Source organism: Bdellovibrio bacteriovorus (genome assembly GCF_048286975.1).
GTDB classification, from domain to species: domain Bacteria; phylum Bdellovibrionota; class Bdellovibrionia; order Bdellovibrionales; family Bdellovibrionaceae; genus Bdellovibrio; species Bdellovibrio bacteriovorus_H.
In genome coordinates this window covers 351,165-376,009 of sequence record NZ_JBLVRT010000002.1, presented here as the reverse complement: position 1 = coordinate 376,009, position 24,845 = coordinate 351,165, and the positions used below count along the sequence as shown (strand labels likewise).

19 protein-coding genes are annotated in these 24,845 nt (G+C 51.0%); 8 read left to right on the top strand and 11 right to left on the bottom strand.

The window, feature by feature from the left end:
* Positions 1-5: 5 nt before the first annotated feature.
* Together ACNQKP_RS10020 and ACNQKP_RS10015 are read right to left on the bottom strand one after the other, a co-directional pair.
* On the bottom strand, positions 6-1,412 hold the full coding sequence (locus ACNQKP_RS10020; RefSeq protein ID WP_417864542.1) for a hypothetical protein: 1,407 nt from the start codon (positions 1,410-1,412) through the stop codon (positions 6-8).
* The gene (locus tag ACNQKP_RS10015; RefSeq protein WP_088564800.1) at positions 1,412-2,023 is read right to left on the bottom strand and encodes a DUF502 domain-containing protein; all 612 of its coding nucleotides are present in this window, start codon (positions 2,021-2,023) and stop codon (positions 1,412-1,414) included. The genes ACNQKP_RS10020 and ACNQKP_RS10015 overlap by 1 nt, the downstream gene beginning before the upstream one ends.
* Positions 2,024-2,192: 169 nt before the next feature.
* Between ACNQKP_RS10015 and ACNQKP_RS10010 the strand changes: the two genes are divergently transcribed.
* On the top strand, positions 2,193-4,070 hold the full coding sequence (locus ACNQKP_RS10010; RefSeq protein ID WP_417864540.1) for a S8 family serine peptidase: 1,878 nt from the start codon (positions 2,193-2,195) through the stop codon (positions 4,068-4,070).
* A gap of 102 nt (positions 4,071-4,172) precedes the next feature.
* Here the strand turns inward: ACNQKP_RS10010 and mgtE are convergent, their stop codons facing one another.
* From mgtE to ACNQKP_RS09990, 4 genes are all read right to left on the bottom strand, one after another.
* Positions 4,173-5,516, bottom strand: a complete 1,344-nt coding sequence (gene mgtE / locus ACNQKP_RS10005) for a magnesium transporter (RefSeq protein ID WP_088564802.1) — start codon at positions 5,514-5,516, stop codon at positions 4,173-4,175.
* Positions 5,517-5,591: 75 nt separating this feature from the next.
* On the bottom strand, positions 5,592-7,454 hold the full coding sequence (locus ACNQKP_RS10000) for an ABC transporter ATP-binding protein (protein ID WP_417864538.1): 1,863 nt from the start codon (positions 7,452-7,454) through the stop codon (positions 5,592-5,594).
* On the bottom strand, positions 7,447-9,240 hold the full coding sequence (locus ACNQKP_RS09995; protein ID WP_417864537.1) for an ABC transporter ATP-binding protein: 1,794 nt from the start codon (positions 9,238-9,240) through the stop codon (positions 7,447-7,449). The genes ACNQKP_RS10000 and ACNQKP_RS09995 overlap by 8 nt, the downstream gene beginning before the upstream one ends.
* Positions 9,237-9,866, bottom strand: coding sequence for a 2OG-Fe(II) oxygenase (locus ACNQKP_RS09990; protein ID WP_417864535.1), 630 nt, complete (start codon positions 9,864-9,866; stop codon positions 9,237-9,239). Before ACNQKP_RS09990 ends, ACNQKP_RS09995 begins: the two co-directional genes overlap by 4 nt.
* Before the next feature lie 31 nt (positions 9,867-9,897).
* On the opposite strand from ACNQKP_RS09990, the gene ACNQKP_RS09985 reads away from it, so the two are divergent.
* Positions 9,898-11,406 carry a flavin monoamine oxidase family protein gene (locus ACNQKP_RS09985; RefSeq protein WP_417864533.1) on the top strand — a complete coding sequence of 503 codons (1,509 nt, stop codon included), beginning with the start codon at positions 9,898-9,900 and terminating at the stop codon, positions 11,404-11,406.
* Positions 11,407-11,461: 55 nt separating this feature from the next.
* Here ACNQKP_RS09985 and ACNQKP_RS09980 read toward each other — a convergent pair whose 3' ends face one another.
* The 3 genes from ACNQKP_RS09980 to ACNQKP_RS09970 form a co-directional block, all read right to left on the bottom strand.
* Positions 11,462-11,977, bottom strand: a complete 516-nt coding sequence (locus tag ACNQKP_RS09980; RefSeq protein ID WP_417864531.1) for a hypothetical protein — start codon at positions 11,975-11,977, stop codon at positions 11,462-11,464.
* A complete protein-coding gene (locus ACNQKP_RS09975) occupies positions 11,977-13,692 on the bottom strand; it encodes a DUF2785 domain-containing protein (protein WP_417864529.1) in 1,716 nt (571 codons plus the stop codon). Before ACNQKP_RS09975 ends, ACNQKP_RS09980 begins: the two co-directional genes overlap by 1 nt.
* A gap of 153 nt (positions 13,693-13,845) precedes the next feature.
* Entirely contained in the window at positions 13,846-14,514 is a 669-nt protein-coding gene (locus tag ACNQKP_RS09970) for a hypothetical protein (protein WP_417864527.1), read from the bottom strand.
* A 226-nt stretch (positions 14,515-14,740) separates the two neighbouring features.
* Here ACNQKP_RS09970 and ACNQKP_RS09965 point away from each other — a divergent pair, with 226 nt between their 5' ends.
* Positions 14,741-15,541, top strand: a complete 801-nt coding sequence (locus ACNQKP_RS09965) for a S1 family peptidase (protein ID WP_417864525.1) — start codon at positions 14,741-14,743, stop codon at positions 15,539-15,541.
* A gap of 52 nt (positions 15,542-15,593) precedes the next feature.
* Here the strand turns inward: ACNQKP_RS09965 and ACNQKP_RS09960 are convergent, their stop codons facing one another.
* On the bottom strand, positions 15,594-17,243 hold the full coding sequence (locus tag ACNQKP_RS09960; RefSeq protein WP_417864523.1) for a BNR-4 repeat-containing protein: 1,650 nt from the start codon (positions 17,241-17,243) through the stop codon (positions 15,594-15,596).
* Positions 17,243-18,085 (bottom strand): hypothetical protein, encoded by an 843-nt coding sequence (locus ACNQKP_RS09955; protein WP_417864521.1) that lies wholly within the window; start codon positions 18,083-18,085, stop codon positions 17,243-17,245. Before ACNQKP_RS09955 ends, ACNQKP_RS09960 begins: the two co-directional genes overlap by 1 nt.
* A 494-nt stretch (positions 18,086-18,579) precedes the next feature.
* On the opposite strand from ACNQKP_RS09955, the gene ACNQKP_RS09950 reads away from it, so the two are divergent.
* From ACNQKP_RS09950 to ACNQKP_RS09930, 5 genes are all read left to right on the top strand, one after another.
* Positions 18,580-20,325 (top strand): hypothetical protein, encoded by a 1,746-nt coding sequence (locus ACNQKP_RS09950; protein ID WP_417864519.1) that lies wholly within the window; start codon positions 18,580-18,582, stop codon positions 20,323-20,325.
* Positions 20,326-20,328: 3 nt separating this feature from the next.
* Positions 20,329-21,006: a hypothetical protein gene (locus ACNQKP_RS09945; protein ID WP_417864517.1), complete on the top strand. Its 678-nt coding sequence runs from the start codon at positions 20,329-20,331 to the stop codon at positions 21,004-21,006.
* A 25-nt stretch (positions 21,007-21,031) separates the two neighbouring features.
* Positions 21,032-22,444 carry a hypothetical protein gene (locus tag ACNQKP_RS09940; RefSeq protein ID WP_417864515.1) on the top strand — a complete coding sequence of 471 codons (1,413 nt, stop codon included), beginning with the start codon at positions 21,032-21,034 and terminating at the stop codon, positions 22,442-22,444.
* Between the two features lie 10 nt (positions 22,445-22,454).
* Positions 22,455-23,714, top strand: a complete 1,260-nt coding sequence (locus tag ACNQKP_RS09935; RefSeq protein ID WP_417864514.1) for a hypothetical protein — start codon at positions 22,455-22,457, stop codon at positions 23,712-23,714.
* A 92-nt stretch (positions 23,715-23,806) separates the two neighbouring features.
* Positions 23,807-24,820 (top strand): hypothetical protein, encoded by a 1,014-nt coding sequence (locus ACNQKP_RS09930; RefSeq protein WP_417864512.1) that lies wholly within the window; start codon positions 23,807-23,809, stop codon positions 24,818-24,820.
* Positions 24,821-24,845: the final 25 nt, after the last annotated feature.

The following is a 24,845-nucleotide window of genomic DNA, read 5'->3' as shown; positions in this document are numbered from 1 at the left end:
GGGATCTACTTCAACCCAAACAACTTTTTGGATTTGATCAAATCGCGAGCGCTTGGCGGGACCAGTTGCTCCCACTTGGAATCGCCCGATTCAATCATCTTCATCACATCTGCAGAGTGCAAATAGTCGCCAGTTTCATCGCAGCCGGAAATATCGACGATCTGCTGATTTTCGATGAAATAAGAATAGATGTGGCGCAAGTGCGGGGAGGGGAAGAAGCTCTTCGCCGTCAGGCACAGGTTCGGTGTTTTGTGGGGATAAATATACAGTTTGGTCTTCTGCTCCAGCAGTTTTCCAAGACCTTCCAGCAGGCCGCCATCCAGATCCTTGTAGTGCTCTTCGGTGAAAAGCTTGTTCAGGTGGCTGGCACCCACAACCAAAGCCATGAAGTGCGGATTATAGCGACGGATAAAGCGCTTGAGTCCATAGAACAGGAAGAAATTGGAAATCAGAACATGCAGACCCTGACTGGTTAAAGTTTCAACTCTGGCCAGGAAATCTTTTTCGTTCACGTGCCCATCGGCAGTCAGATTGTGCATGGTCAGTTCCATCAAAGGCAGAACTTCAAGGTCTTTACCTTCGGATTTTTGCACGTCGTCTTTGATTTGCTGCAGGCCTTTTTGCAGGACATCCAGATGTGTGACAGTCACAGGTCTGAAGGTTCCACGTTGAAGTAACAGAGATTTTCCGTAAATCGCATCAGAGATGTTCAGAATTTCATTTTGTGGAGAGAACAAGATGGCCTCTGCAAGGCCACGATGCACCAGCTCCAGATTCATCAGGCGATTGTCGAAGTGCTTCACATCAGGGCCGCTGAATTTGATCACATCAATCACGATCTGATCATCTTTCAGACCGTCCACCAGTTCGGTGATAAAGTCTTCGCTTTTTGCCAGGTGATAGAAAGCGCAGTTCAATAGGTTCACACCAAGGATGCCCAAGGCCTCCTGTTGCTGCAGGCGATGGCGGTCCAGCATGCGCACATGGAGGATAATATCATTCGAAGGGCCGCCGGGTTCGGATTGAAAACGGACACCCATCCAGCCGTGGGACTGCTTGTTGCTGTTCGAAGAGGCTGTGGCCACCGTGTTCGCAATGGCAAAGAAGCGTGAATGTGCGCCACGGGTCGGACTCAGACGGTCCACCAGCAGATCAAATTCATGCGTCAGCATCTTGTTCAGACGGGACTCGCACACATAGCGGCCGTTTTTTTCCCGGCCGTAAATGTCATCGCTGACAACCATGTCATAAGCGGAAATGGTTTTCGCAATAGTCTGGGACGCTTTACCGGCCTGGAAGAAGTGGCGGGCCACCTCCTGACCCGCGCCGATTTCCGCAAACACACCATAACGACTGGTGTCCTGATTGATACGACGGGCTTTGCTCAGGGTGTTTTCAGAAGAATCAGACATTACTTTTTCTCGCCTTCGTTTTTGTCGGCCTTCACCCAGCCGGTGATGGCAAGACTCATGGCTTTCTCAATCGGCATATCCAGCGGAGTGATGCGATTTCTTGGAATCATCAAAGTGAATCCACCCAAACCATAACTCATAGGAATATAAACAGCGACACGGTCCCCGGCATTTTGTTCAATGGCAGGAACGTCTTTGAAGCTTTCACGGGTCACAAGGCCCATGGCACGGATCGGATTTTCGCCCTCACCAATATCCACCAGAACAACTTTCTGCAGACCGCCCGGGCCGCCACCTTTGGAAAACAAATTCATCAGGTCACGCAGGGGGCTGTAAATGGCTTTGATAAAAGGAACTTTGGTCAGCTTTTGTTCCAGCTTCTGGAAGATACCGCCTGCCAGTAGGTTGTTCAGCATCAGCCCCAGCAGCAGGATCAGAACAATCGTGATCAGGAAGCCCAATCCCGGGATATAAATAGGCAGAATCTGGCGAAGAGCGTCCCCAAGGAAACTGTCTACAATCGCGACGCCGGCGTAAATGATATAGATTGTCAGTGCGATCGGCAAAAATGTAACGAGGCCCTGCAAGAAGATCTTCTGTAGTTGTTTCATAGCTAGATGTCCTGTTCTCTGATGACCTATCGGCATTAAATAGATATCAGCTAAGCCCGCTGTCTTCAAGTTCTGACGCTGTCTCACTGTGAGGCACAGAATAAAAATAATTTGTCTAAATCCTCCTCGACTTCCGGCCGAATAGTAACTGAGTGGAAAAGGAGAACCGGTGACGCCGATTCTAAGAGGTCTTTTTATTTCATTGATTCTGATTGGGTGGAATGCGGGGGCGCAGTCAGCTCCTGAAGTGGTTCCTGGCGAGTATCTGATCAAGTTCAAGGCCTCTTCCGGAGGACCTGGATTGGCGCAGAACAAGCTGCAGGGGAAAGCCAATTTTAAGGCTGCCTTCCCGGGCTTGGGTGTTTTCCAGGTTTCCATGAAGTCTGACATGGACGAAAAGGCCCTGTTTGAGGCTTTGAAAAACGATCCGGACGTTGAGTATATTGAGCCCAACTTTGTTTTGAAGAAGAACGAGATTGAACCCAACGGTCCTGTAGAGCGTCTGTCCTATGAAGACGTCGTGGCCTCAGGCTATGTTTCTTCCAATCCTTCGGTTTATTCCCAGTCCACAGCCGATACTCGGGTTGCTGATTCCTGGGCTTATCAGTCTCCTTTGGACTCCTCGCACGGCAAGGTGATCGTGGCGGTGGTGGATACGGGGCTGGACAAGGCCCATGACGTATTTAAGCCTTACAGCTCCGGCGGTACCGGAGCCCTGTGGATCAATCAGATTGAAGCCAACGGAACTCCGGGCGTGGATGATGACCAGAACGGTTATGTAGATGACATCAACGGCTGGAACTTTATTTCCAACACCGGAAATTTCTATGACGATGATGACCACGGAACCCACGTGGCGGGGATTGTCGTTGGAGCCGGGCAGAACATCTTTGCCCGTCCTCTGGCTGAATCCAAAATCCAGATCATGCCTTTGAAATTCCTGGGGGCAGGGGGCTCGGGCTCCACGGCCAATGCCATCAAAGCGATCTATTATGCAGTAAACAACGGCGCGCGCGTGATCAACAACTCCTGGGGTGGTTCAAGTTACAGTCGCTCTTTGCACGATGCGATCACTTATGCGTATGACCATCATGTGCTGGTGGTCTCTGCCGCCGGGAACTATGGCAGCAACAATGACTCAGCTCCGATGTATCCGGCCAACTACGATGTTCCAAGCAACATCGCGGTGGCTTCGACGTCCAAGTGGGATGACCGCTCGGGCTTCTCGAACTATGGCAGCTACACGGTTCATATTGGCAGTCCGGGTGAATACATTGAAAGTACCGTTCCAGGGAACGATACGATGAAAATGTCCGGAACCAGTATGGCTGCTCCGTTTGTGGCCGGCATGGCGGCTTTGGCTTTGCGTGAAGCTACAAGTCTTTCCGGTTATCAGATCAAACAACTGGTATTGCAGTCCGCAGATCAGGTGTATTCCCTGAACGGAGTTGTTTCTTCCAGTGCGCGTATTGATGCTTTAAGTCTGCTAAACGGGGCGCAAAGCATGGCATCGACAATGGCCTCCCAGCCTTCGTACAAACCGTCTTATCTGTCAGAACGAAGTGTCGCTTCTGATGGAGCTGCTGGCGGCGGCGGTTGTGGTCTGGTTCGCTCTGTGGTCAGCCAGGGCCCTGGCTCTGGTCAGGGCGGCGCCGGCGGCGGTGCTGCGGGTGTGGTGTTTGGATTGTTGATGGTGCCTTTGATCTTGTGGCAGGTTCTGCGTGCCCGTGATCCGAAAGCGCGCCGCAAACACGAGCGCTTCAAGATGAGTTCTGAAATCCGCGTTCAGGTCGGTGACCGTGAACTGGTGGGTTCTGTGAACACGATTTCCCAGGGTGGTCTGTCCTTCAATACGGATCAGGCTCTGGAAAAAGGCGGTATCGTCACTATGCGTATCCAAAGCCCGGATGGCCACGAAGTCATCGAGGTGCAGGGGCAAGTCGTGTGGTGCGAAGAAAACAAAGCCTACGGGGTGGCATTCGAAAATGCCCGAACCGGAACTCTGGCTATGATTCGAGATTGGACCAGCGGTTTAATCAAGACTTAGTGAGTGGTGAAAAATAAGAAATAAAAAGGGAGTCGAAAGACTCCCTTTTTTTTTGCTGCTATTTTTGCTGCGCTGTGGGCCTGAAAAAGAACCAGGAACCTTTTAGAGCAGGATGCCTGACAGGAAGAAGGAGGCGGCGGTGAAGTAAATCACCAAACCTGTGACGTCGACCAGCGTGGCAACGGCCGGGGCGGATGCGGAAGCGGGGTCAAAGCCGACTTTTTTCAGGATGAATGGAAGCATAGAGCCTGAAATAGTTCCCCACAATACGACGCCCACGACGCTGGCTGCAACCGTCAGACCCACTTGCATGTAGTGGGCGGTGTACAGGGTTTCACGATTCGGCCACAGCATGATTCGAATAAAACCAATTGCCCCCAGCACCAGACCCAGGCAGGCCCCGGTCATGATCTCCCGACCCAGAACACGCCACCAGTCACGCAAACGCACTTCGCGCAGGGCAATCGCACGAATAATCAAAGTGGAGGCCTGAGAACCCGAGTTACCACCCGAGCTGATAATCAAAGGAATAAACATGGAAAGCACCACAGCTTTGGACAGTTCGTCCTCGAAGAACGCCATGGCAGTCGCCGTGAACATTTCCCCCAGGAAGAGGATCATCAGCCAGCCACCGCGCTTTTTTAACATCTCCAGCATCGAGATCTTCAGGTACGGAGCATCCAGGGATTCAACACCCCCGATTTTATGGATATCTTCCGTCGCTTCTTCCTGAATGGCCGTGGCCACGTCATCGAACGTAACGATACCTTTCATGATACCGTTTTCATCGACAACCGGGACGGCCATCAGATCCTGTTGCGAGAAAATGCGACCGATTTGTTCCTGGTCCATTTCAACGGGAACTTTCAGAACATCCGTGTGCATGATCTCGGCAATTTTCTTTTCCGGAGAAGACTGGAACAACTCACGGAAAGAAACCACACCCAGAAGCTTCTGGTCCGAGTCCAAAACGTAAGCGTAATAAATCGTTTCAACGTGGGTTTTCGCCTGAATGCGGATGTAGCTGATGGCTTCATCCACGCTCATGTCAGGGCGCAGACGCACGAAACGGGAACTCATCAAGCCCCCGGCGGCGTCTTCTGCGTAAGCCAGCAGAGCCGTGACTTCGCGTTTGGTCTGAGGGTCCAGCAAAGACAGAATGTCCTCGCGGTGATCGCCACCCATTTCCTGGATCAAATCGGCCACGTCATCGGGGGCCAGCAGGCGGATCCAGGATCTTTTTTCAAGATGAGTCGCTTCTTCGATCAGTTCGGCCTGATCGTGGGTCTTAAGACTGAGGAAAAGCTCTTCGGCTTCGGTGCGGGGCAGGTCTTTGAATTTTTCACGGCGTTCAGCCGGACTAAGGGCAGACCAGCTCTCAGACAGACTGAGAACTGTGTCTTGATCCTGGACTTCGATGTTGTTCTGGTTGTTGTTGCTGTCCATGTCGCCCCACCAGTTTAAGAATTATGCTTTGCCCGATGAAATACCCCTTATCATCGGCAGGGGCAACCCTAATTGTTAGACCAGTTCTGTATTTTTAAAGCGAGGCAGCACTTCGGATGTCGGTCCCAAAGCTTTGATCTCGCCATTCTGTAACCATAAGATTCGATCACACTTTGCCAGTGTCGACAGACGGTGGGCAATGATGATCTGGGTGCGATCCGAGAAGAACTCTTCTGTCGCGCGGACCATGATTTCTTCAGACTGCGGATCCACCGAGCTGGTGGCCTCATCCATGATAACAATCGGGGCCTGTTGCAGCAGGCAGCGCGCCATGCACAGAAGCTGACGTTCCCCCAGTGACAGGTTCTTGCCTCGTTCTTCAATGCGCATGTCCAAGCCGCCGGGCTGAGCCAGCACCCAGTCACGCAAGCCCACCTGTGCCAAAACAGAAAGAAGTTTTTCTTCGGTCAGGGTGCCTTCGATGTCCAGGTTAAAGCGCAAAGTTCCCTGGAACAGAATGGGTTCCTGGGAAATAAAGGCCATGGATTTACGATACAGATTCAGGTCGACGCCGTTGGCAGCCGCAGTCAGTTTAGGCTGATGCGTGTTGATGGCGATCTGTCCTTTGTCGATCGGGTACAGATAGAACAGGGCTTGGATCAGACTGGATTTGCCGGACCCGGTGCGTCCCACGATGCCCAGGCGTTCGCCGGCTTTAACGTCAAAATTGACACCTTTCAGGACCCAGGGAAGGTCTTCGCGATAGCGGAACCACACATCCTGCACTTGCACTGAGGCATTGCGTTCTTCGGTCAGGCGGCGGGTGGAAAGATATTTTTCCACGCTCGGGGAATAAGTCGGATGGCCCGTCGCAAAAGTGGCACTGGAAGGCAGCAAGCTGCCTTGTTCGATGTTCATGCGCATGTACTGATCCAGACGCTCAACGCCGATCATGGCTTCTTCAAACTGGGTCAACCATTCAAAGAACATCTGCACGGTGTTTCCGGAAAGCGCGATAAAGGCAAAGGCCACACCCACGGAACCCACCGTCGCCCAGCCTTTTTCGATCATAAAGTAAGCCGACACACCCGTCACCAAAAGCAGCAGGGCGGTCAGGCTGTTCATCTGCAGGGAAAAGCTCAGCAGGCTTTTTGTGGTGTCCATTTTTTGCGTCAGGAAGTGGCTGTCCAGGCGTTCAAACCGTTCACTGAAGGACTGCTGACGGCGGAATGAGCGAATGGTGCTGGCCCCTTGAGTGGTTTCTGCAAAGTGCGCGATGCTGGGCGAGCGGCTGGCCGACAGTTCGCGACGGGCCGTGCGCAGTTTTTCCTGATTCAGTTTGTAAATCAGATAGTTCATCAAGGCGATAAAGACCACGAAGATCAGATACACCGGATTGGCCACGGTGATCAGAATGATCATCATGGTCAGATCAAAGATGATCGAAATAAATTCGGCCAAAGGTCCCCCGAACAGACGGAAGACGTTGCCATAGTCACTGGAAAAACGCGTGATGATTCGTCCGGCCGGAGTGTTGTCAAAAAAACTCATCGGCAGACGGGATGTGCGCAGAGTCACCTCATCATAGAATGAAGAAATCGCCTGGGCCGACAGGCGCGAGAAGCTCACCCGGAAGGTCATGGTCAGAACGAAGCCTGTCACCGCCATCACCGCCAGCAGGGTGATCAACTGGGCGGAGCTTAAGCCTGACAGAATGTTTTCTTTGCCGACAATGGTGTCAACCCAATAGCCGATCACGTTGGTGTTGGCCAAAAGCAAGCCGCGCCCGGTGATCCCCAGAATCAGACAAAGAATGATGCGGGTGAAGAACGGGCTGTAGGCAAACTTCAGGGTTTCGAAAATGGTCTTGTTATAGCCGCCGTCTTTTTTGGTGTCGCCATCGCTGAGGTATTTGGCTTTGATTGGAGCACTAGACATGAGACACCTCCGCCTTCTTTGCGGATTCTTTTTCAGTGGCTTCTTTGGCAACGCTGGTCGTGTATTCGCGGAATTTTTCGTTGCGCGACAGCAGTTCTTCATAAGTGCCCGAATCAATTATCTGACCGTCTTCCATGAACAAAATACGGTCCACTCGATGAAGCGCGCTGAGACGGTGAGTCACCAATAGACGGGTGCGGTCCGCCCAGGCACCCAGCAGAAGTTGTTCAAATAATTTATGTTCAGTGTCGACATCCACGGCACTGAGGCAGTCATCCAGCAGCATGATCGGTGCTTCGTGATAGTGCACACGCGCCAGTCCCACACGCTGTTTTTGGCCGCCGGAAAGATTCACGCCGCGCTCACCGATCTCGGTGTTAAGGCCTTTTTCCACACGCTCGGTGTCCAGATCAAACTGCGCCAGACGCAAGGATTCTTCCACCATCGGGTCCCGCTCCGCTTCAATGTCGTATAAGAAGGCCACGTTTTCGCGCAAGGTGGCGTTCATGATAAAGCCTTCCTGCGGGACATAGGCAAAGTGCGCACGAACTTCATCAACTGGAACATTCAGGGCGTTTTTGCCACCCAGGTGATAGAAGTCAAAGTGGGCTCCGGTTTCTTTCAGCAATGATAAAAGCAGCATGGATTTACCGGCGCCCACTTCGCCGACCACGGCGACAAATTCCCCGTGGGCAATATCCAGATCCACATTTCTAAGAATTTTTCTTTGTGCTACCGTTAGATTTAAGCCGCGCACCTGCAGGGCATATTTGTCAGCCAGTTCCGCTTGACGACGTTCCTGGGAGTTTTCCGCGGTTTCATTGTTTTGGGTCGAGAAGAATTCTTCCAGACGGCGCAGCGATGTCCAGGAATCAAAGGCAAAAGTAAAGAACCACGGCATCTGACGGAAGGGACGGGTCAGGAACACCGCCACAATCCAAAGCAACGCCAAAAGCTCACCGCTGGTCAGGGTGTGTTTGGAGTAAAACACCAAAGTTGCCAATGCCACCACATTCAGGAAGAACGTGATGGAAGTGGAAATCGAGTTCATCATCTGGCCATTGGTGACCATGGAAACACGGTTGCTGGTTTCGATCTCGCGTTTGGCGAAGATGTTGCTTTCAAAGTGATGGGTCCAGCTTAAAATGCGGATGGTGCGGATGTTCTGAATCCACTCATTCACCAGGCCAATACGTTCTGCCGCCAGTTGTTTGAAATTGAAAAAGAACTTCGACTGACGAAACGCCATGAAGGTGTTCAGGCAGGAAATCCCCAGCATCAGCAGCACCGTCGGCCACAGTGGAATATCAAACAGCAAGGAAATTGCAAACGGCGCCAGAATCAGCGGGAAGATCGTGGAAGCACCGGCGGGCAGGGTCTGATCCAAAAACACCGTGGCCCCTTGCACGTCGGTGGCGTACAGGGAAACGATTTCCCCCACCGGGCGGCCGCTCATGGTGTCGACACGCAGATGCAGGGTTTTATTGTAAAGGCGTTTGGCAAAGACCTTTTGCATGTGCAGGGCTTCGCGAACGCTCAGAAAGTTTGTCAGTTGCGAGAAAGCCTGGGCCAGCAAAACACAGAAGAAGGCACCGATGATGTAAGACAGGGTGTGATCAAACTGGATGAAGTGCAGCTTGCTTTCGACTCCGGTCAGCTGGTCGATGAATTCCTTCTGAAAGAAAGGCCCCATCAAGCCCAGTACCGCCGCAACCAAAGAACACAACAGAACGGTGAAGCGGGCATGAATACGAGTGAAAACAACTTCTGCAAACAGTGACTTCATGATGCATCGTTCCTAAACCAGCCAGTCAGACTGAGCCGGGGTGAATGACTCTTTTCCACCTGATGGGGAAAGAGATCGCTGCGGAAAAGGACAAAAGTTCCAAGGCGGGGCTGCACTTGTGCCAGCAGAAGGTTTTCATCTTCGGGGCTGTACAAACTCAGTTCTCCTCCGTCGCCTTTTTGCCAGTGAGCATTGAGGTAGAGGATGAAAGTGATCCGTCTTGCGCCGGAACCGCGGTGGTTGTCGATATGCTTATCATATCCTCCGCCGGGAGGATACAGGGCAAAGTGAGATTCAAATCTTTGGAGACCCAAATAAAAATTCTCATTCAGTTTTTGGCGTAAAACCTCCAGCTGGCCAAGGAACTGCTTTTGCAAATCAGAGCCCGTGTCCTGCTCCAGCCACAGAGTGAAATCGCCGCGAATCTCGGTGTTCACGGTCTTTGTGTTTGAATGTCCAATTGAGGCTTTGTTCAGGGCTCCGGCAGCGTGAAGATTTTGACACTCTTGGGCGAGCGCCAGACAGAAATCCTCTGAGAAAACCTCGGTTGCAACGGACCAGTGATGGTCCTCGAGGTCATCAAACATTCTATCGAGATTTGTGAGATTGATTTGATTCTGCTTCAAAGTGTTGCCATTCTATGCAGGTGAGGGATTGATGGCAAAAAGTTCTTTTACTCGTCGCGAGTTTTTAAAAATCTCGGCCTTGGGGTCTTCGGCTTTGGCATGGGGCGGCTGCGCCAGTGCTGAGCGATTCTTCATGGGGGATGCCCGCGATTTGCGCAGTGAAGTTGTCATCCTGGGGGCTGGCGCTGCCGGCCTTGCGGCGGCTTTTGAGCTGAAAAAGAAGAAAATCCCTTTCCGTATCTTTGAGGCATCCTCACGTGTGGGCGGCCGTGTGCAAAGTGTTCCCGTGTTCGGTGAATCAGGCCCCGTTGGCGAGCTGGGGGCCGAGTTTTTTGACAACTCCCATGTGCAGCTGCTGAGCCTGGCCAAAGAACTGAATCTGCCCGTGCGCGAGATCAAAACGCCAACGGATGTGGAAGCACACCTGTTTTCCTTTGATGGAAAGCAGTACCGCGTAAAGGACCTGCTGCCACGACTCAAAACCCTGCAGGCACCACTGCGCCGCGTGCGTCTGGATCTGTATCGCGATCAGGATGTGGTGCTCAGTTACAAAAACGCCTTCCAGTACGAGCGCGCCGCTTACTATGACACTTTGTCATTGAAAGATCTTTTGGAATCCTGGTCTTCGGAAGTGGACCCGGTGCTGCGTCAGTTGATCGAAACACAGGCCGTCAGCCGTTTTGGTGTGGATGCCGCCGATCAGTCTTCTTTGCATTTCCTGTCCACCGTGGACGCTGAAGGCAGCTCGCTGCTGGGCGCACGCACGACCTATCGCATGGAAGGCGGGCTGTCGAATCTGATGCAGACTCTGGCTTCGCGCGTGGCCGGAGTGATACCGGATTATTCGGTGAAAATGAACATGGCTCTGGTGGAAATGTCTTTTGAAAATGAAACCTTCGAGCTGACTTTCCAGGGGCCGCAAGGCAAGGAAACCTTCCGCACGCGCAGTGTGATTTGCACGATTCCGTTTTCAAAATTGCGTGAAGTGAAGGGCTTTATGGATCTGGAAATTTCCAATCTCAAAAAAGAGGCCGTGCGCACTCAGGAATACGCGACTCATTCCAAAGGATTGATTCCGTTTGCAAACCCTTTCTGGAAAAACCGCAGTGGCTCGACTCCGGCAAACCTGGGTAATTTCACGGGTGACTTCCTGACTGAAAAAATCTGGGATTCCGGGCGTTCTCAAACGGGAACGCAAGGACTCTTGACCTGGCAGCGCGGAGGCAGTGCTGGTTTGAAGGCCGGAGCCTCCGCCACAGAAGACACTTTGAAAGATCTGGGACTGTTCTATAGTGAAGTGCCGACGAAATTCAACGGCCGGGACCAGATGGTGAACTGGAAGCAGCGCAAGTGGTCCTTGGGATCCATGGCCGTGTTTAAACCAGGTCAGTATATGAAGTATCGTGGTGCTGCTGTTGAACCGGAGTTGAACGGCCAGTTGTTGTTTGCCGGCGAACACACCAGTCTGCGATTTGCCGGGACTCTGCAAGGGGCGATTGAAACCGGGCAGAAGGCTGCGGCCTCTGTGTCTTTGGGATAAAATAAAAAAGGCCCTGTTCGAGGGCCTTTTTCTTTTTCAGATTTTGCTTTCAGAACTATTTCACCAGATTGATTTGCAAGGTTCCGTTTTCACCCTGAGAGGTGATGAAGCCATCAACATCAGTCTTGTTGATCGCATTGATCAAAGAGCTCAGGCGGTTGCCGGTGGCGGTCATGCCCTGAGGCACAGAACCATCGGCGTTCACCCAGCTGTAATTAGCTTGCGGAGACACCACAAACACCACGATGTTGTATGAAGGGCGGAAGCCCTCTTTTTCAACCTGTACGGATGGCAGGCTCATGGCATCAGCAGAGATGTAAACTGTGCGCGCCTCTTTCACCTGAGAAATAGAGATCGAGGAATTGTCGGTCGAGATGAACGGGCGGGAACCGACCGCATAAAGAACCGTCAGATACTGACCGCGATAGTTGCCCAGTTTGTTGACCTGAAGAGACGGGATCGTTTCAAAGCGTGCGGCTTCCGCACTTCTTTGTGACACCGAACCACTCATAAGGCCCAGACCGATGATCAGAGTCAAAGCATTGATGATGATAAGTTTGAGGGATCTCATTAGTTTGCTCCTGTTTTCGCGTAGTCAAGATACATGATCAAGTGACCGTTTGGATCCATCATCACGCGATTGATATCCAGTTTAATTCCCAAAATTTGCGGTGGCAGTGGCAGCCCACCCGGAAGGGCTTCTTCCGTTTTGGCCCAGTTGGCACTGCGTTTTTTCAGCTCGTCCTTCACACCTTCACGGACCTTGCCTTTGAACAGCTTTCCTGCTGTCGAGATGTACTTGTCATCCAGGTACATGCTGTCAGTGTCGATGGAGTACATCAGCAGCTGCATGCCGGTCTTATCACTCAATTGGCGCAATTTTGCAATGATATCGAAGTCGACAACGATGGTGTTTTTCAAGAACATGCTTCCAGGCTTGATTTCGACGGAAACTCTCAATTTAACGAAGGTTTCCGTAGGTTTAACCGCCACACCTGCTGGAGTTTTTACATAGTCAATCAGTGGCGTCGCGACCAGTTTCAAAACGGAACCATCAGATTGTTTGATCTGTTCGAAGTTTCTGCGTTCGAAAGCCAACTGCAAAACGCGGTTGATAAGGGCGCGGTCCACACTCAGACCGATATCATAATTTTCCTGAGTTACTGCCGTGAAGGACGGAGCACCGCGGGAAGCGTGGGACTTCACCGGAGCGCTCTGCGCGTTGACTGGATCTTCCACATAAGTGGTCAGATCCACATTCAGGGATTTCTTAAGATTCAGGCTTTGCAGCTGCAAGCCCCACTTGAAGGCGGGACGGGTGTCAGTGGGTTCCTGACCCGGAGCTGCCATGTCCTGAACCTGTTCCAAAGATCCACCCAGGAATTCTTTGGCTTTTTGGTTCAGCATTGCCGGCAATTGAGTGCGGGCGAAATCGCCGATGCTGCCGCGAACTTTTTCAAGAATCATCGGAGCCTGGGACTGGAACAGTCTTTCCAGTTCCTCGTTGTTAACATAGAATTTCTTGCCATTCACTTCAACCGCAAACTGGGGAACGATCAGACGACCGTACTTCAAACCCAATGGAATGGAATCAAAGTTGTTGGAAATCTCCAAAGCTTCAAATTCAAGCCCGCCCAGGTTGTTCATGCGAAGATAGAATGGCAGACGGATTTTCAGAGGCATTTCCTCATCCGCGGCCTGCAAAGTCACGTCTTCAAAACCGGCTTTACCCAGGAATTCGTTTTGAGTGTCCCACGCCACCACGGATTTGGTGGAGATCGTCAGTTTTTTGACTTCAAGTTCGATCGCAAGGATAGCTCCATCACGTTTACCCAGAGCTTCCATAAGAATTTCATCGGTCACCAGGCCGAAACGCGAGAATTTGGCCACGTATCCGGATTCACCGATTTCAATAGTCGGTTGGTGATCATTCATAGAAAAGCCCACCAGCCAACGAGTCAAAAGACCACGCACCTGCTGGTACATTTTGACCATCTCAGGATTGGCATCCATGAATTCATCCATGTTGATTGGCTTTTCAGCGGTGTAGCTCATCGCCGGGAAGTACCCCTCATCCAGCTTCACACCCACATTCCCAAGGATGTCGCTCAGACGGTTGTCGAAGTATTTCATTCCGCGCTGGGTGATTTGCACACGCACGGCATTGGGCATCAGATGCTTGTTTGCAATCTGCGGATTTGCGTCCGTGACGGCATAGGCATTCAGACTCTGCAAAGTCAGCAGAAGTGGGATCAGCATCTTGGATGTATGAAACCGACGTACCATTTTTTAGTCCTCATGGTTAGGGGCCTTTCGGCCTCAGCCAATAGTTGCAAAGCAGATTCCAATTTGAGACGGCCTCAGAAGCAATCTATAGGGGACAGAAGCTTCTTCTGGTGTCCAAAATTGATACAGGCGCCTTTTAGCGGCGCCAGGAACTTATTTAAGTAGGCCTGCGCTTAGTGCCAAGGCCTTTTCCATTTTCTGGTCGGCTTCAGTGCGGATTCTTTCAGACAGACGCGCTTCCAGCAGGTCCGCGTTGCCATCAGCCCCGGCCAAAGTTTCCAAAGAGTTTTTCATCGTGTTGCCGGCGGCAAACTCAAAATGTTCTTCCAGAATGGACGTCGTTTCACCCGAAGCCATGAAAAGCGCCAGAGAAGGGTGGCGGTCCGCTTGGAAAGTGCTTTCTGCCTGAGTGTAAGAGGCTTCTTTCAAGGCCTTTCTGGCTTCGGCATCCCAAAGCTTCAATTCTTCCATGTCCGATTTTTTGCTGTCGACCAGGGCTTGCAGCATCGGCAGCGCCGCCAGGTCATTGGCTTTCGCGAAGCTCAAAGCGCGGGTGCGGGCCTCAGCGCAAGAACCGGAGGTCTTAAGGATCTCTTGCACGGCAGCGATGTGCTCTTTGTGGGAGGCTGTTGTCAGGATTAGATCACGAACAGAGCCTTCCACCTCCTGAAGCAGGTACTGGGCTTTCAGGGGATGCTGGGAACTGTAAAGGGACTGTTCCTGATGCAGGCAGTTTTGAAGTTGAGAGACATCAAGTCCCCTCGCCTGGGACAGGGAAGAGCCGAACATCAGACAAAACACTGCAATCTTAGTCATTTTCATTTTCTTATCCTTTGGAGAGTAAATCTTTGAACGGATTGAAATACTTCAAAGCGGGGACCATCGCGGTTGGCGAGCCATTGCGATCTGGGCTGTTGTGGGAGTGGCGGTGGGCCCAAAAWTGTCAAAAATCAGGACGGTAGGGTAAAAACATCTGGGAACACTTTTAATAGGAGGCACAGCGGGACTTTTTTTGATAGAAGGGGAGCGCTTTTAAAGGAGTGCTCAAATGCTCAAAAAGATTTCTTTGATGATGGTTTCTGCTGCGATGTTGGCTGCCTGTGCGGATCAAAATGCTGGTCAAATTCAGGCGCAAGGTCAGGATGTTATTGGTGGCGATAAGGTTTCTGCCAACGATATCATCGCTCGCTCTACAGTCGGTCTTTACGACGAAAAAGCCGGTGCTTTGTGCTCGGGGACTTTGATCGCTCCCCAATTGGTTCTGACGGCAGCTCACTGCGTGGATCCAAATTCTGACAAGCTGATTGTGTTCTTCGGTCAGGAAATGAAGGGTCTTGATCCGGCGAAGGTTCGTAAGACTGTTAAAGCTCTTCAGCACAAGGACTACAATCCTGAGCGTGTGGAAGACACCGCTGACGTGGCTTTGGTAAGATTTGAAGGCGCATTGCCTGCGGGTTATGCTCCAGCTCCCTTGTATACAGAATTCAACCAGTTGCAAAAAGGTTCCAACGTTGTGGTGGCGGGCTTTGGTTTGAACTGGGCTTGGGGTGTTAAAAAAGGTGCGGGTACTTTGCGCACAACTGAATTGAAAGTGAAGCGTTCCCTGTACGGCACGACTGAAATCATGCTGGATCAGTCTATTCGTAAAGGCATCTGCAGTGGCGATTCCGGTGGTCCTGCTTATGTTCAGAAAGACGGTCGACTGTATTTGATGGGTGTTGCCAGCCGTGGTGACTCTTTGCCGATTCCTTTGACTCCAGACTGCTTCATGATGTCCATCTTCACTCGCGTGGATGCTTACACTCCATGGATCGCAGAAACATCTGCATTGTTGATGTCTATTAAGTAACTCAGATTTGAATATTTAGAAAAAGAAAAAGCTCCCGAAGGGGAGCTTTTTTTTATTTGAAATCCTTGTCATTGACCAGGAACCAGTTTTTGCCCTGGTCCTCTGATTTCAACAACGCCGAGTTCAGCATCGGGGAGGTGTTGATGGCCTCACCACTGGGTGATTTAAAGTAATAAGGTGCATAGGGGCGCATCTGGCTGTATTCCAGATACAGGTTGCCTTTGCGGTCCATTGTCAGCACCTGATAGTAATGGGTGTATTCCTGAGCGTTTGGGTATACCAGAATTTTAGGCTCTGACCATTTCCAGTTTTTGCCGCTGTTGTCAGGCTCTGCAATCTGATAAGCCAAAGCTCCAAAGTATTCAAAATCAAAGACAGACTTGTCATGGGTCCATAGGCGGTACGCCAGATGCAGTCGGTTCTGCGGGTCAATCACCAAAGACGCATAAGTCTGACTGCCACCTTTGACACCCGGGATGTTGAAGTTGGCGGAATAACCGCTGTCCGTGGTGTTCACGTACTCGGCCGGACTCCAGCTGTCGATAGAGTCAGGCTTCAAGCTGCGGGTGTATGTGAAGTGGGCACCATGGGCGCCGCCAATCACATGCAAGGTCCCATCCTGACTGCGCACGATCGCAGGCTGATTGTGACTGTCGTTCAGTGGCCAGGTTTTCAGAATCTCGGTTTTTTTGAAGTTGCGGGTTTTCACGTCAACTTCCGCAATCCAGATGGCAGAATAGGGATTTCCAGCCTTGTCAGGCTTGGAATTGGTCACTCGGCCACGCTCGTTCTTTTCCATTTTATGATCCAGCGTCGCTTCCAGCCAAGTGATAAAGTACTTGTCCTTGGAACGCAGGATTTTAACGCCGCTGCCACTGCGATAGCCAATGGGCTGGGCATTTTCAGAAAGTACCACGGGCAGGTCTTTGACCAGCTCGTCTTTTTCAAAATGGGTCATCTGGAAAGTCAATTTACCGACGGTGCCTTGCCAGTATTCAAAGCCGCGTTCGTACCCCGGGGCCTTGCCCGTGGCTTGATAGTACAAGAAGGCCGGAGGACCGGACAGGGCTTCCACCGAAGTGGGTCTTTCCAGGTCATACCATTCAGGCAAAGCGGTTTCAGTCAGCAGATTCAAAGCCTTCCAGCTGCGACCATAATCTTTGGAATAGGCCACGACATAGCTTTTATCCAAGCCGTCTTTGATTCGCAGAGGCGTGTACATGATGTCGTCCCGGTCAAACACCGCCATTTTTGGATCCCACAACAGGTCCTGGCGATTGGCGCGGGTCAGTTCTTCAACATTGGATTTCGGAAAGAGATCTTTTAAAAAGTCAGAGCCCAAAGACAACTCGGTCCAGCCACCACCGTCATAGCGAACAAAACCGCTGGTGAGAGCGGTGGTTTGACTGCGCTCATGCTGGCGCAGGTAAGGGCGGTTCTGGCTGTCAAAAGTGGGAATATAAACGGGGAAGCCCGGGGTCCAGTGAAAGACGTTTCTTTCGTGCTGCGATTCCTGAAAGTTGTAAGCTTCTGCGGCGGTGTTGAAGTTGTTCAAACCGCTTTTAGGCAATGCCGGAAGTTTAATTGGAGTGAATGTGCGGCTGGTGGAAGCAAAGTCGGCCTGGCCTTCTTTGTCTTTGTCTTTGTAATAGGCCGACACCGCGATGAAGGCGATCAAAAGAAAGAAGACGACCTTCTTCATTAAAACTGCCAGCCCCATCCAGCCCGGATGATGATTTGATTTGCCGAAGACGTGTTGTTATCCGGGAACATGGCATAGTCCAATTGCACCGGGATGAAGCTCTTGCGGTCCAGATGATAATCCAGGCCCAAAGAACCCACGATCGTTTGGTTCGTGCTGATTTTACTGGTGTCCAGAACGTTACTGGATTTGCCAATAGCAAACAGGAATCCCAGACCGCCGCCCACCCAAGCATCAAACTTGGCACTGCGAAGATAAGAATAGCGAACCAGGGCTTCAACCCCCAGATAGCTGATATCCACAGTACAGTCTGAACCCGAACAGCTGACGGTGGAAGAGCTGCCTTTGGCACTCAGAGTTTCATAGCCACCCAGAATGCGCGCACTGATGTTTCCATCCAACGGCATCTGATAGAACGCGGAGGCATTGATGCTGCTGCCACTCAAAGCCACAGAAGAGCTGGAGCTTGGTTTTACAGTCATGTTGTTCATGGCGTAACCCGCAGTCACACCCCAGGATGATTTGCTTTTGCCGGCTTTTTCAGGAGCGGCCGCTTTGGCGGTAGGGGCCGCTTTAGTGCCGCCGATTTTTGCAACGGTCAGATCCGCCGTCATTTGTCCTTTGATGACCGCCGCAACGGCCTTGCCATTTTTGATTTGTTTTACTTCAAGCAGGGCGCGGGCCTTGCCTTCGGCGTTGCGAGCTCCGAGTTTGTCGCCAACCTGAAGGTCTTCACCTTCCATATCGATCAAAGCGCGATCGCCTTTAACGACCACGGCCTTAAGTGCCCAAGCTGGTGAAACCAAAGATGATATCAATAGTGTTGCAATCAAAAATCTCATAATGACTTTATCGACAAATTGAAACGGAACTAAAGGAAAAGATGTTCCCCAAGCCTTCCGGGACGGGCTGCTAAATGTTGAAAAAAGCTCTGAAAAATATGGGTCCACTGGATATGTGTATCGCATTGGTGCATTCGTGGAAGCAGGAATCAGATTTTTTGCCTTTGGGGAACATTTAGTTTTCGTCTTTCCGGAGCACAAAAGCGTTTCAATCGGGGATTGGATGCACCTGTCATCAGGTAGTTACGCGGTAAAACCCGGTAAAAGTGTTTCACTATGAAACATCGTCAATGTCTTCTACAGAGAAAATCAAGCAAGTTTTTCTGTCCGGAGCATCACAATTTTTCCCAAATTAGACGATAATGTAATCACTCAAGGGGGAATTGAGTATGAGGGGCTACAAATATCTTGTTGTCGTGGCGTCAGCGTTTTCTATTATAAACGCTCATGCTGCAGAGTCAGACATGCTTAAGGCCAAGAAACTCTACGAGAGAATGACGGGCGTTAAGGTGTCGTCTACCAAGCCCGAGCTCAAGCAAGTGGCGGAGCTGATAGCAAAAGGGGACACCCGTGGTGCTGCGAACTATATTACTGACACTTCTGACTTCCTGAATGTTCAGATCAAGAATCTTTCTTTGAAGCTTTCAAACAAAGATGAATCGGTGAAAGTGCCTTTCAATGACTTCTCGGCGTTGATCGTCGGGGTTGTTCGTGACGGCAAGGATTTCCGTGAAATTCTGACGGCAGACTATTTCTATGATGTGAAGAACGTTCCTAAGGTGACAGACCAAAGAACGCGTTATTTCACACAGGAAAACTTCACTCCGGTTGAAACTGCTTATATGGACCTGCAAACGTCCTTGCAGTTGCAGACCCGCCAGAAGATGGTCAAATCGGCATGGAGCACTCCATTTCAGCAGACTGACAAAAACTTTGATCTGGTGAACCTGGCCGACAATCCGGAACCAGCCGGTGTTTTCACGACCCGCACTTTTGCGGAAAGAAACCTGAGCGGTGGTACCAACCGTCGTGCCGTTGAGTTTTCTTTAAAACAGTTTCTGTGTGTGTCCATGGCGGAAGCGGCAGATTCGTCTGCTTCTGACCAATACGTGGGCCGTGACGTGGAACGTTTTCCGGCAGGGGACCACAATAAATACCTGACCAGCTGTAAGAGTTGTCACTCGGTGATGGATGGCATGCGTGGGGCCTTTGCAAAAATGGACTACACGAACTTCACGACCGGTGGTGCGACTGGAATTTATTCCCAGATGAACGGGGATTTCTTCAATAAGCATGGTATCCAGACTGAATATAACGATTACAGTGCGAGCTTTATCACACCCGTAACTAAAGACATTTTACCTGATCTGGAAATCAGACAGGCGAATTCCACCTGGTACACGACACGTTTGGCCTTTCAGATGAAACGTGGGGACACCGAAGCTGTGGCGCGTGGCAAGCTGGATCCAACATTGAGCACTATTCGCGATCCGGCGATTGCAAATGCAATGGCGGCTGACTTCAGTGCAAAAAAAACCGCCTTTCTGGATGACTTGAAGGCGAATCGTGCTGTCGATGCATATAAAACTCAATATGTTGCGGGCTGTCTGAATAATTTGGTAAAAGCAAACACGGATGTGGCCGAGCAGCGCCGTCTGTTCCTGATCTGCAATCTGGACAATAAAAAAGAGATGTCTTTGCTGTACGAGCACTATGATGCGTATTTGACCGCGGCAAAGACCGCTGATGCCGAAAAAACCCGTCTGTTGGGTAAGCTGATCAACAGAGGCAGACCGGCTCCGATCAATTTGGTGACACCTTACCTCGAAGCGCGTGAAGAATTGCGTTTGTTCCCGCGTAACGCTTTTGATTCCAGCACGGGTGTTGCGGCAAAAATGAACAAAGGCAGCTATCCTTATGGTTTTGTTGTCAGCAGCGATAACTTCGTGAACAACGCTGTTTTAGGCAGCAAATCCACATTCTTTGGCTGGAGAGGTGGCAACGCTGGTGGCGGTCAGGGTGTGAAGGACTTCGGCAAAATGCTTTCTCAAAGCCGTCGTTTCAGTCAGTGCATGGCCAAACGCGTTTATGAAAGCGTGTGCCTGAAAAAGCTTGAATCCACCCAGTACACGACACTGGTTCGTTTGGGGGATCGTTTTGAAGCGGTCAATTATGATCTGAAAAGTCTTTATACAGAAGTCGCCCTGGACCCGGTCTGTGGCGTGGTGAAAGAGGAGTAGGCCATGAATGCTAAGAAAAAAATTGGCGCAGTGATCGGTGTGAGCTTCTCTTTCCTGTTTGTGACAATGGGCTTTCAGAACTGCGCTCAGCAGACTGATTTTGCCAGCCTTGAGGAAGTCACCTTGAACGGTGGCAGCGTTGATGGCAGCAACAGCAGCGTGAACAGCAAGACCCAGTCGGATATCGACGGGGCTCCTGTGGATGCGAAGCAGACCCTGGAATCCATGATGTCGCTTTTGAATCTGAAAAGTGCTGACATCAACATGGGTACGGTGAACGCCGAGATCAACTATCGTCGCAACTTGCTGGTTCCGCAGAATGATCTGACTTTGGTGAACTCACCAAGCATCATCGCGACGACGTCCCTGGCGGGCGTGGTCTGTCAGCAAGCCGTGAATAAAGAGAAAAAAGGCACTCGTGACATCTTTAAGTACCTGGATTTTGCAAAAGGTCCTGGCACTTATGGAAAAATGGGCGCCATCAATACGTATATTCTGATGATCGACCGTTTCTGGATGCGCAAACCATCCAGTGAAGAGCTGTCCTTCATCACGCAAGCTGTGGACGAGTACTACAGCACTTTGGATTCTGCGGCTTTGGGGAAAGCGACAGAGTCTGACAAACTGGCGGTCTTTATCTGTTCAGGCATGTTGTCCGTGCCGGAATCTTACCTTCTGTAACGGACAATGGGGATTTGGGGGGAAAATGAAAAACGATAAACTGCAAAAAGTCCTGGATGAAAAAACCGACGTTTCCAGCCTGAAGCTTTCACGCCGTGAACTGCTTGAAACAGGTGTGATCTCCTTTGCGGCCCGTGTGGCAGTGCCAGGAGCGGTGACTTCTATTCTGACCATGGGAAGCAAGGCCGTAGCGGCTGAAGGCGGCCCGATGATTCCGTTTGTCACTTTAAGTCTGAGTGGTGGTGCAGCCCTGCACGGAAACTTTGTCGTGAAAGACAAAGGCAACAATCTGTTGGGTGCTTACACTAAACTGGGGCTGGGTAAAACCGGGTTTGCCACTGAAAAAGTGATGGGCGCAGACTTTGCCTCCAGCTCCCAATTGCATAAAGGTATCAAGTCTGTGGCAAGTGCTGCGACTTTGGGTAAAGCCCGTCTTGTGGCACTTTGCACGGATACGGCCAACGACACCAACGGTCAGGCAGCTCTTCGTCCGTTCTATGATCTTTCCGGTCCGCTGGAAAGAGCAGGGTTGATCGGCAAAGTTTTGCCGGGCGTGCATCAGGGGGCAGGTTCTGAAAATATCCGTCCGGTGTTTTCGGCTCCTAATTCTTCCTTGGAGCTGGCAAGTCTGGACAACATGTTCGGTGCTTTGAACTATTCCAGTACCCTGGCAGATAATGGTATTTTGAATGCCAAACAAAAAAGAACTCTGGCGTCTTTCGTTGCTAAAATGACCAAGTCCCAGGTTTCAAAACTGAATTCCAAAAATGACGGTTTGAAGCTGGCCTTGCAGGAAGCCGGTGTGAAGTCCGGTGATATTATCGCGGCCGGTGGTGCTTCCGGTGTGGATCCACGCAAAGACACCATCGTGCAGAATGTTTATAAAATCAATACGGCAACGGCAGCCAACAACGCGACAGCGGTGACGGCGGGTGTGGTTTACAATGCTTTGAATGGCAATATCGCTCACGGCCGTATCACCCTGGGTGGTTATGACTATCATTCTCCGGGTGTGCGTACTGCTGCCGATGCGAAAGACTTCGCTGCGGGCGTGCAGATCGGTAATATGCTGGAACTTGCCAGCCAGATGAAAAAGCCACTGTTCATTATGGTGACCACTGATGGAGCTTGTTCTTCGGAAGTGTCAGACACTTCTTCCAGCATCTGGTCCAGTGACTATTCATCGTCATTGCAGTTCATTATTGCCTTTGATCCAAATGGCAAAGTGACTTCCAGCGGTACCCAGATCGGTCATTATCTGTCGGATCAGAGTGTGGATACGTCCACGCTGGTTGGGTCCCGCCCGGACTATGTGGCGGCGGCGATTCTAGCGAACTATTTGAATTTGAATTACAAGATGGGGATGTTCAAACAACTGGCGCCGGCCACCTTGCAGGCGGACGACGTGGAAAAAGTTGTTAAACTTCACGTAGCTTAAGGGGAAGCGAATGAAGAAACTTCAATCTTTGAAGGTTCTGGGGGCTGTATCCGGGGGACTGATCCTGGTTGTGGCATTCCAAAACTGCGCTCAGAGTCTGGGCGAAGGTTTTCAGATCGATACGCAAACCGTGAAGCTGATCAATCAGGGCAGCTCGGATTTGTCGGGTGGATCCACGGAAGAAGAAGTGGATGAAGGTGAGCAGAGCACAGGCGACATCTGTGAAGATCAGCTTTATGCCAAGTTCGGCTCAGGTTATTATACATTCCTGAAAAACAACTGCGCGGGCTGCCACAATGGTGATCACGAAGCACCGGCCTTTGCCTCCAAGAACTCTTTGATGTCCTATCAGGTGTTCAAGGATAAGGGTTATGCGGCGATTTCAGATAATGCGATCAATCCGGCACATAATCCACCGTACACAGGTGCTCACCACAATGGGGCCGTTTCAAGTTTGAAAGCGGAGTGGGTTTCTGCTCAAGCATCTTATCTTGCGTGCAAGGGGGATGAGGGCGTGGACAAATCCGTTATCACTGCCAATAAAACCAATGCAGCTATCGTCAACAGTAAAGGCACACCTACCACCTGGACAAAGCTGGAGTGGAACTATAGTACAGCTGCGGATCTTCCGGCCAAAGCCACAACGTTCCCATTGAAAATGTCCGTCGAACTACAAGTGGCAAAAGTGAGTGGAGTCGAAGTTGGCTATGCAGCTCGCAATCCGACCATTTCGATTACAACCGGCACGGCGAAGTATCGCGTGAAGGGTTTGTTCTTCTATGTGAATGACAAGATGCTGGATTCGGCCACGGTCTATCGCAATATCAATGCGGTTGTTTGTCCGGGGACTCCGCTGGCCTTGGCTCCTGTGGGCAATGCACAGCTTTTGGTGCTGAACACGACTAAAACCACAGATAAGTTTGCTCTTCAGTTCACCTCTATTGAAAAAGCCGAATCCACGGCGACCTGTGGTACAGGTTCGAACGTGGTGGTTCCGGTCGATGAGACCCCAGCCAACGTGACTTATGCGATGCTGGTGGGAAGTGATCCCAAGGTGAATGTATTTAAAACCCAGTGTTTGAGCTGTCATTCCGGTGCAGGAGCTGATGGAGGCCTGGACCTTAGTAACTATGCTGCAGCGAAAGCCAAATCGGGTGTAATTATCAAGCGTATTGGCGATGCTGGTGCACCGATGCCACGCTCTGGATTGATGTCTTCGCAGATGAAAGCCATCGTGCAGAAATGGGTGGATCTGCAAATGCCACAATAGTCTCAGATTGAGACCGTGAACCAAACACGAAGGCCTTGGGTTCTTTGTGTTTGGTGCCGATAAGAGTTCTGTATGTTTTTGGGGGATTTCGAATGAAATTAGGGGTTTTAAAGACCGTTGCGGTCGGCAGTGCGGGGTTTGCAATGATTCTGGCGTTCCAGAATTGCAGCGACTTTGCTTTGCAGGATCAGGTTCTTTACGAACAGGGGATCTTTGATTCCCGCGAAGCCCTGGATCAAAAATCCCTGCCAAAACTTTTGTCCTCCACCGAACTTTCTTTCTGGTCCAAGCCTGGCAATCCTTCCTATGTGAACAAAGCCCTTTTCATGGCCAATCAGCTGTCCTTCGTGGTGGCTTTGGATACAAGCATGACCGGCAAAGTGTTCTCGGTTTCTTCCGGTGCCAATCAGGAGGACGCTTATATCAACATCGCTGCGGGCAAGATCCGCGTGGTGCGTGCGGCTCCGGATTCCAGTAACATCGCCTTCATGGAAGTGAACCTTCCAAGCAGTGGCAGCAAGATGGTACTGGCTGCAGGTTTTGGTGTGAAACCCACTGAAATGACCCTGCAGGTGAACGGTGTGGTTCAGACGGCAGAGATTCAAAAGACCGGAACTCCGGGAGAGTTTGCTTTCACCGTGAAAAGTGTGGCGACTGGCGGAACGAACGGTCAGATCTATGAGTACGTTGTCTATGGTGGTTCGGACACTGACGGTCTTGCGCTGAGCAAGGGTGAACTTAATGTGATGTCCCGCTATGTGGCGACCAACAATCTGATTGAAAATGTGATCTATGATCCGGCGTTGATCAATGACGGCAAAGAAGTCACAGTGGAAAATCCAAAATTCCTGGCGGCCAAAGCGGTCATCGATTCCAAGTGTTTGAGCTGTCATAACAGCTCATCTTACGGTGACTTCCGCAATCTGACAGAGACCAAAGCTCTTTCCCGCGGCCTGGCGAAAGCCAAGGATCTGGCGGGATCAAAACTTTACTATCGCCTGTCAGGGGCCACAGTGGGGCCGGGAACTCGAAATATGCCGACGTCGGGCTCTATGTCAGCGGCAGAGGTTCAAGCCGTGGCTGACTGGATCAACAGCATTGAATAAGTCATTTAATATGTTTCTAAAACAA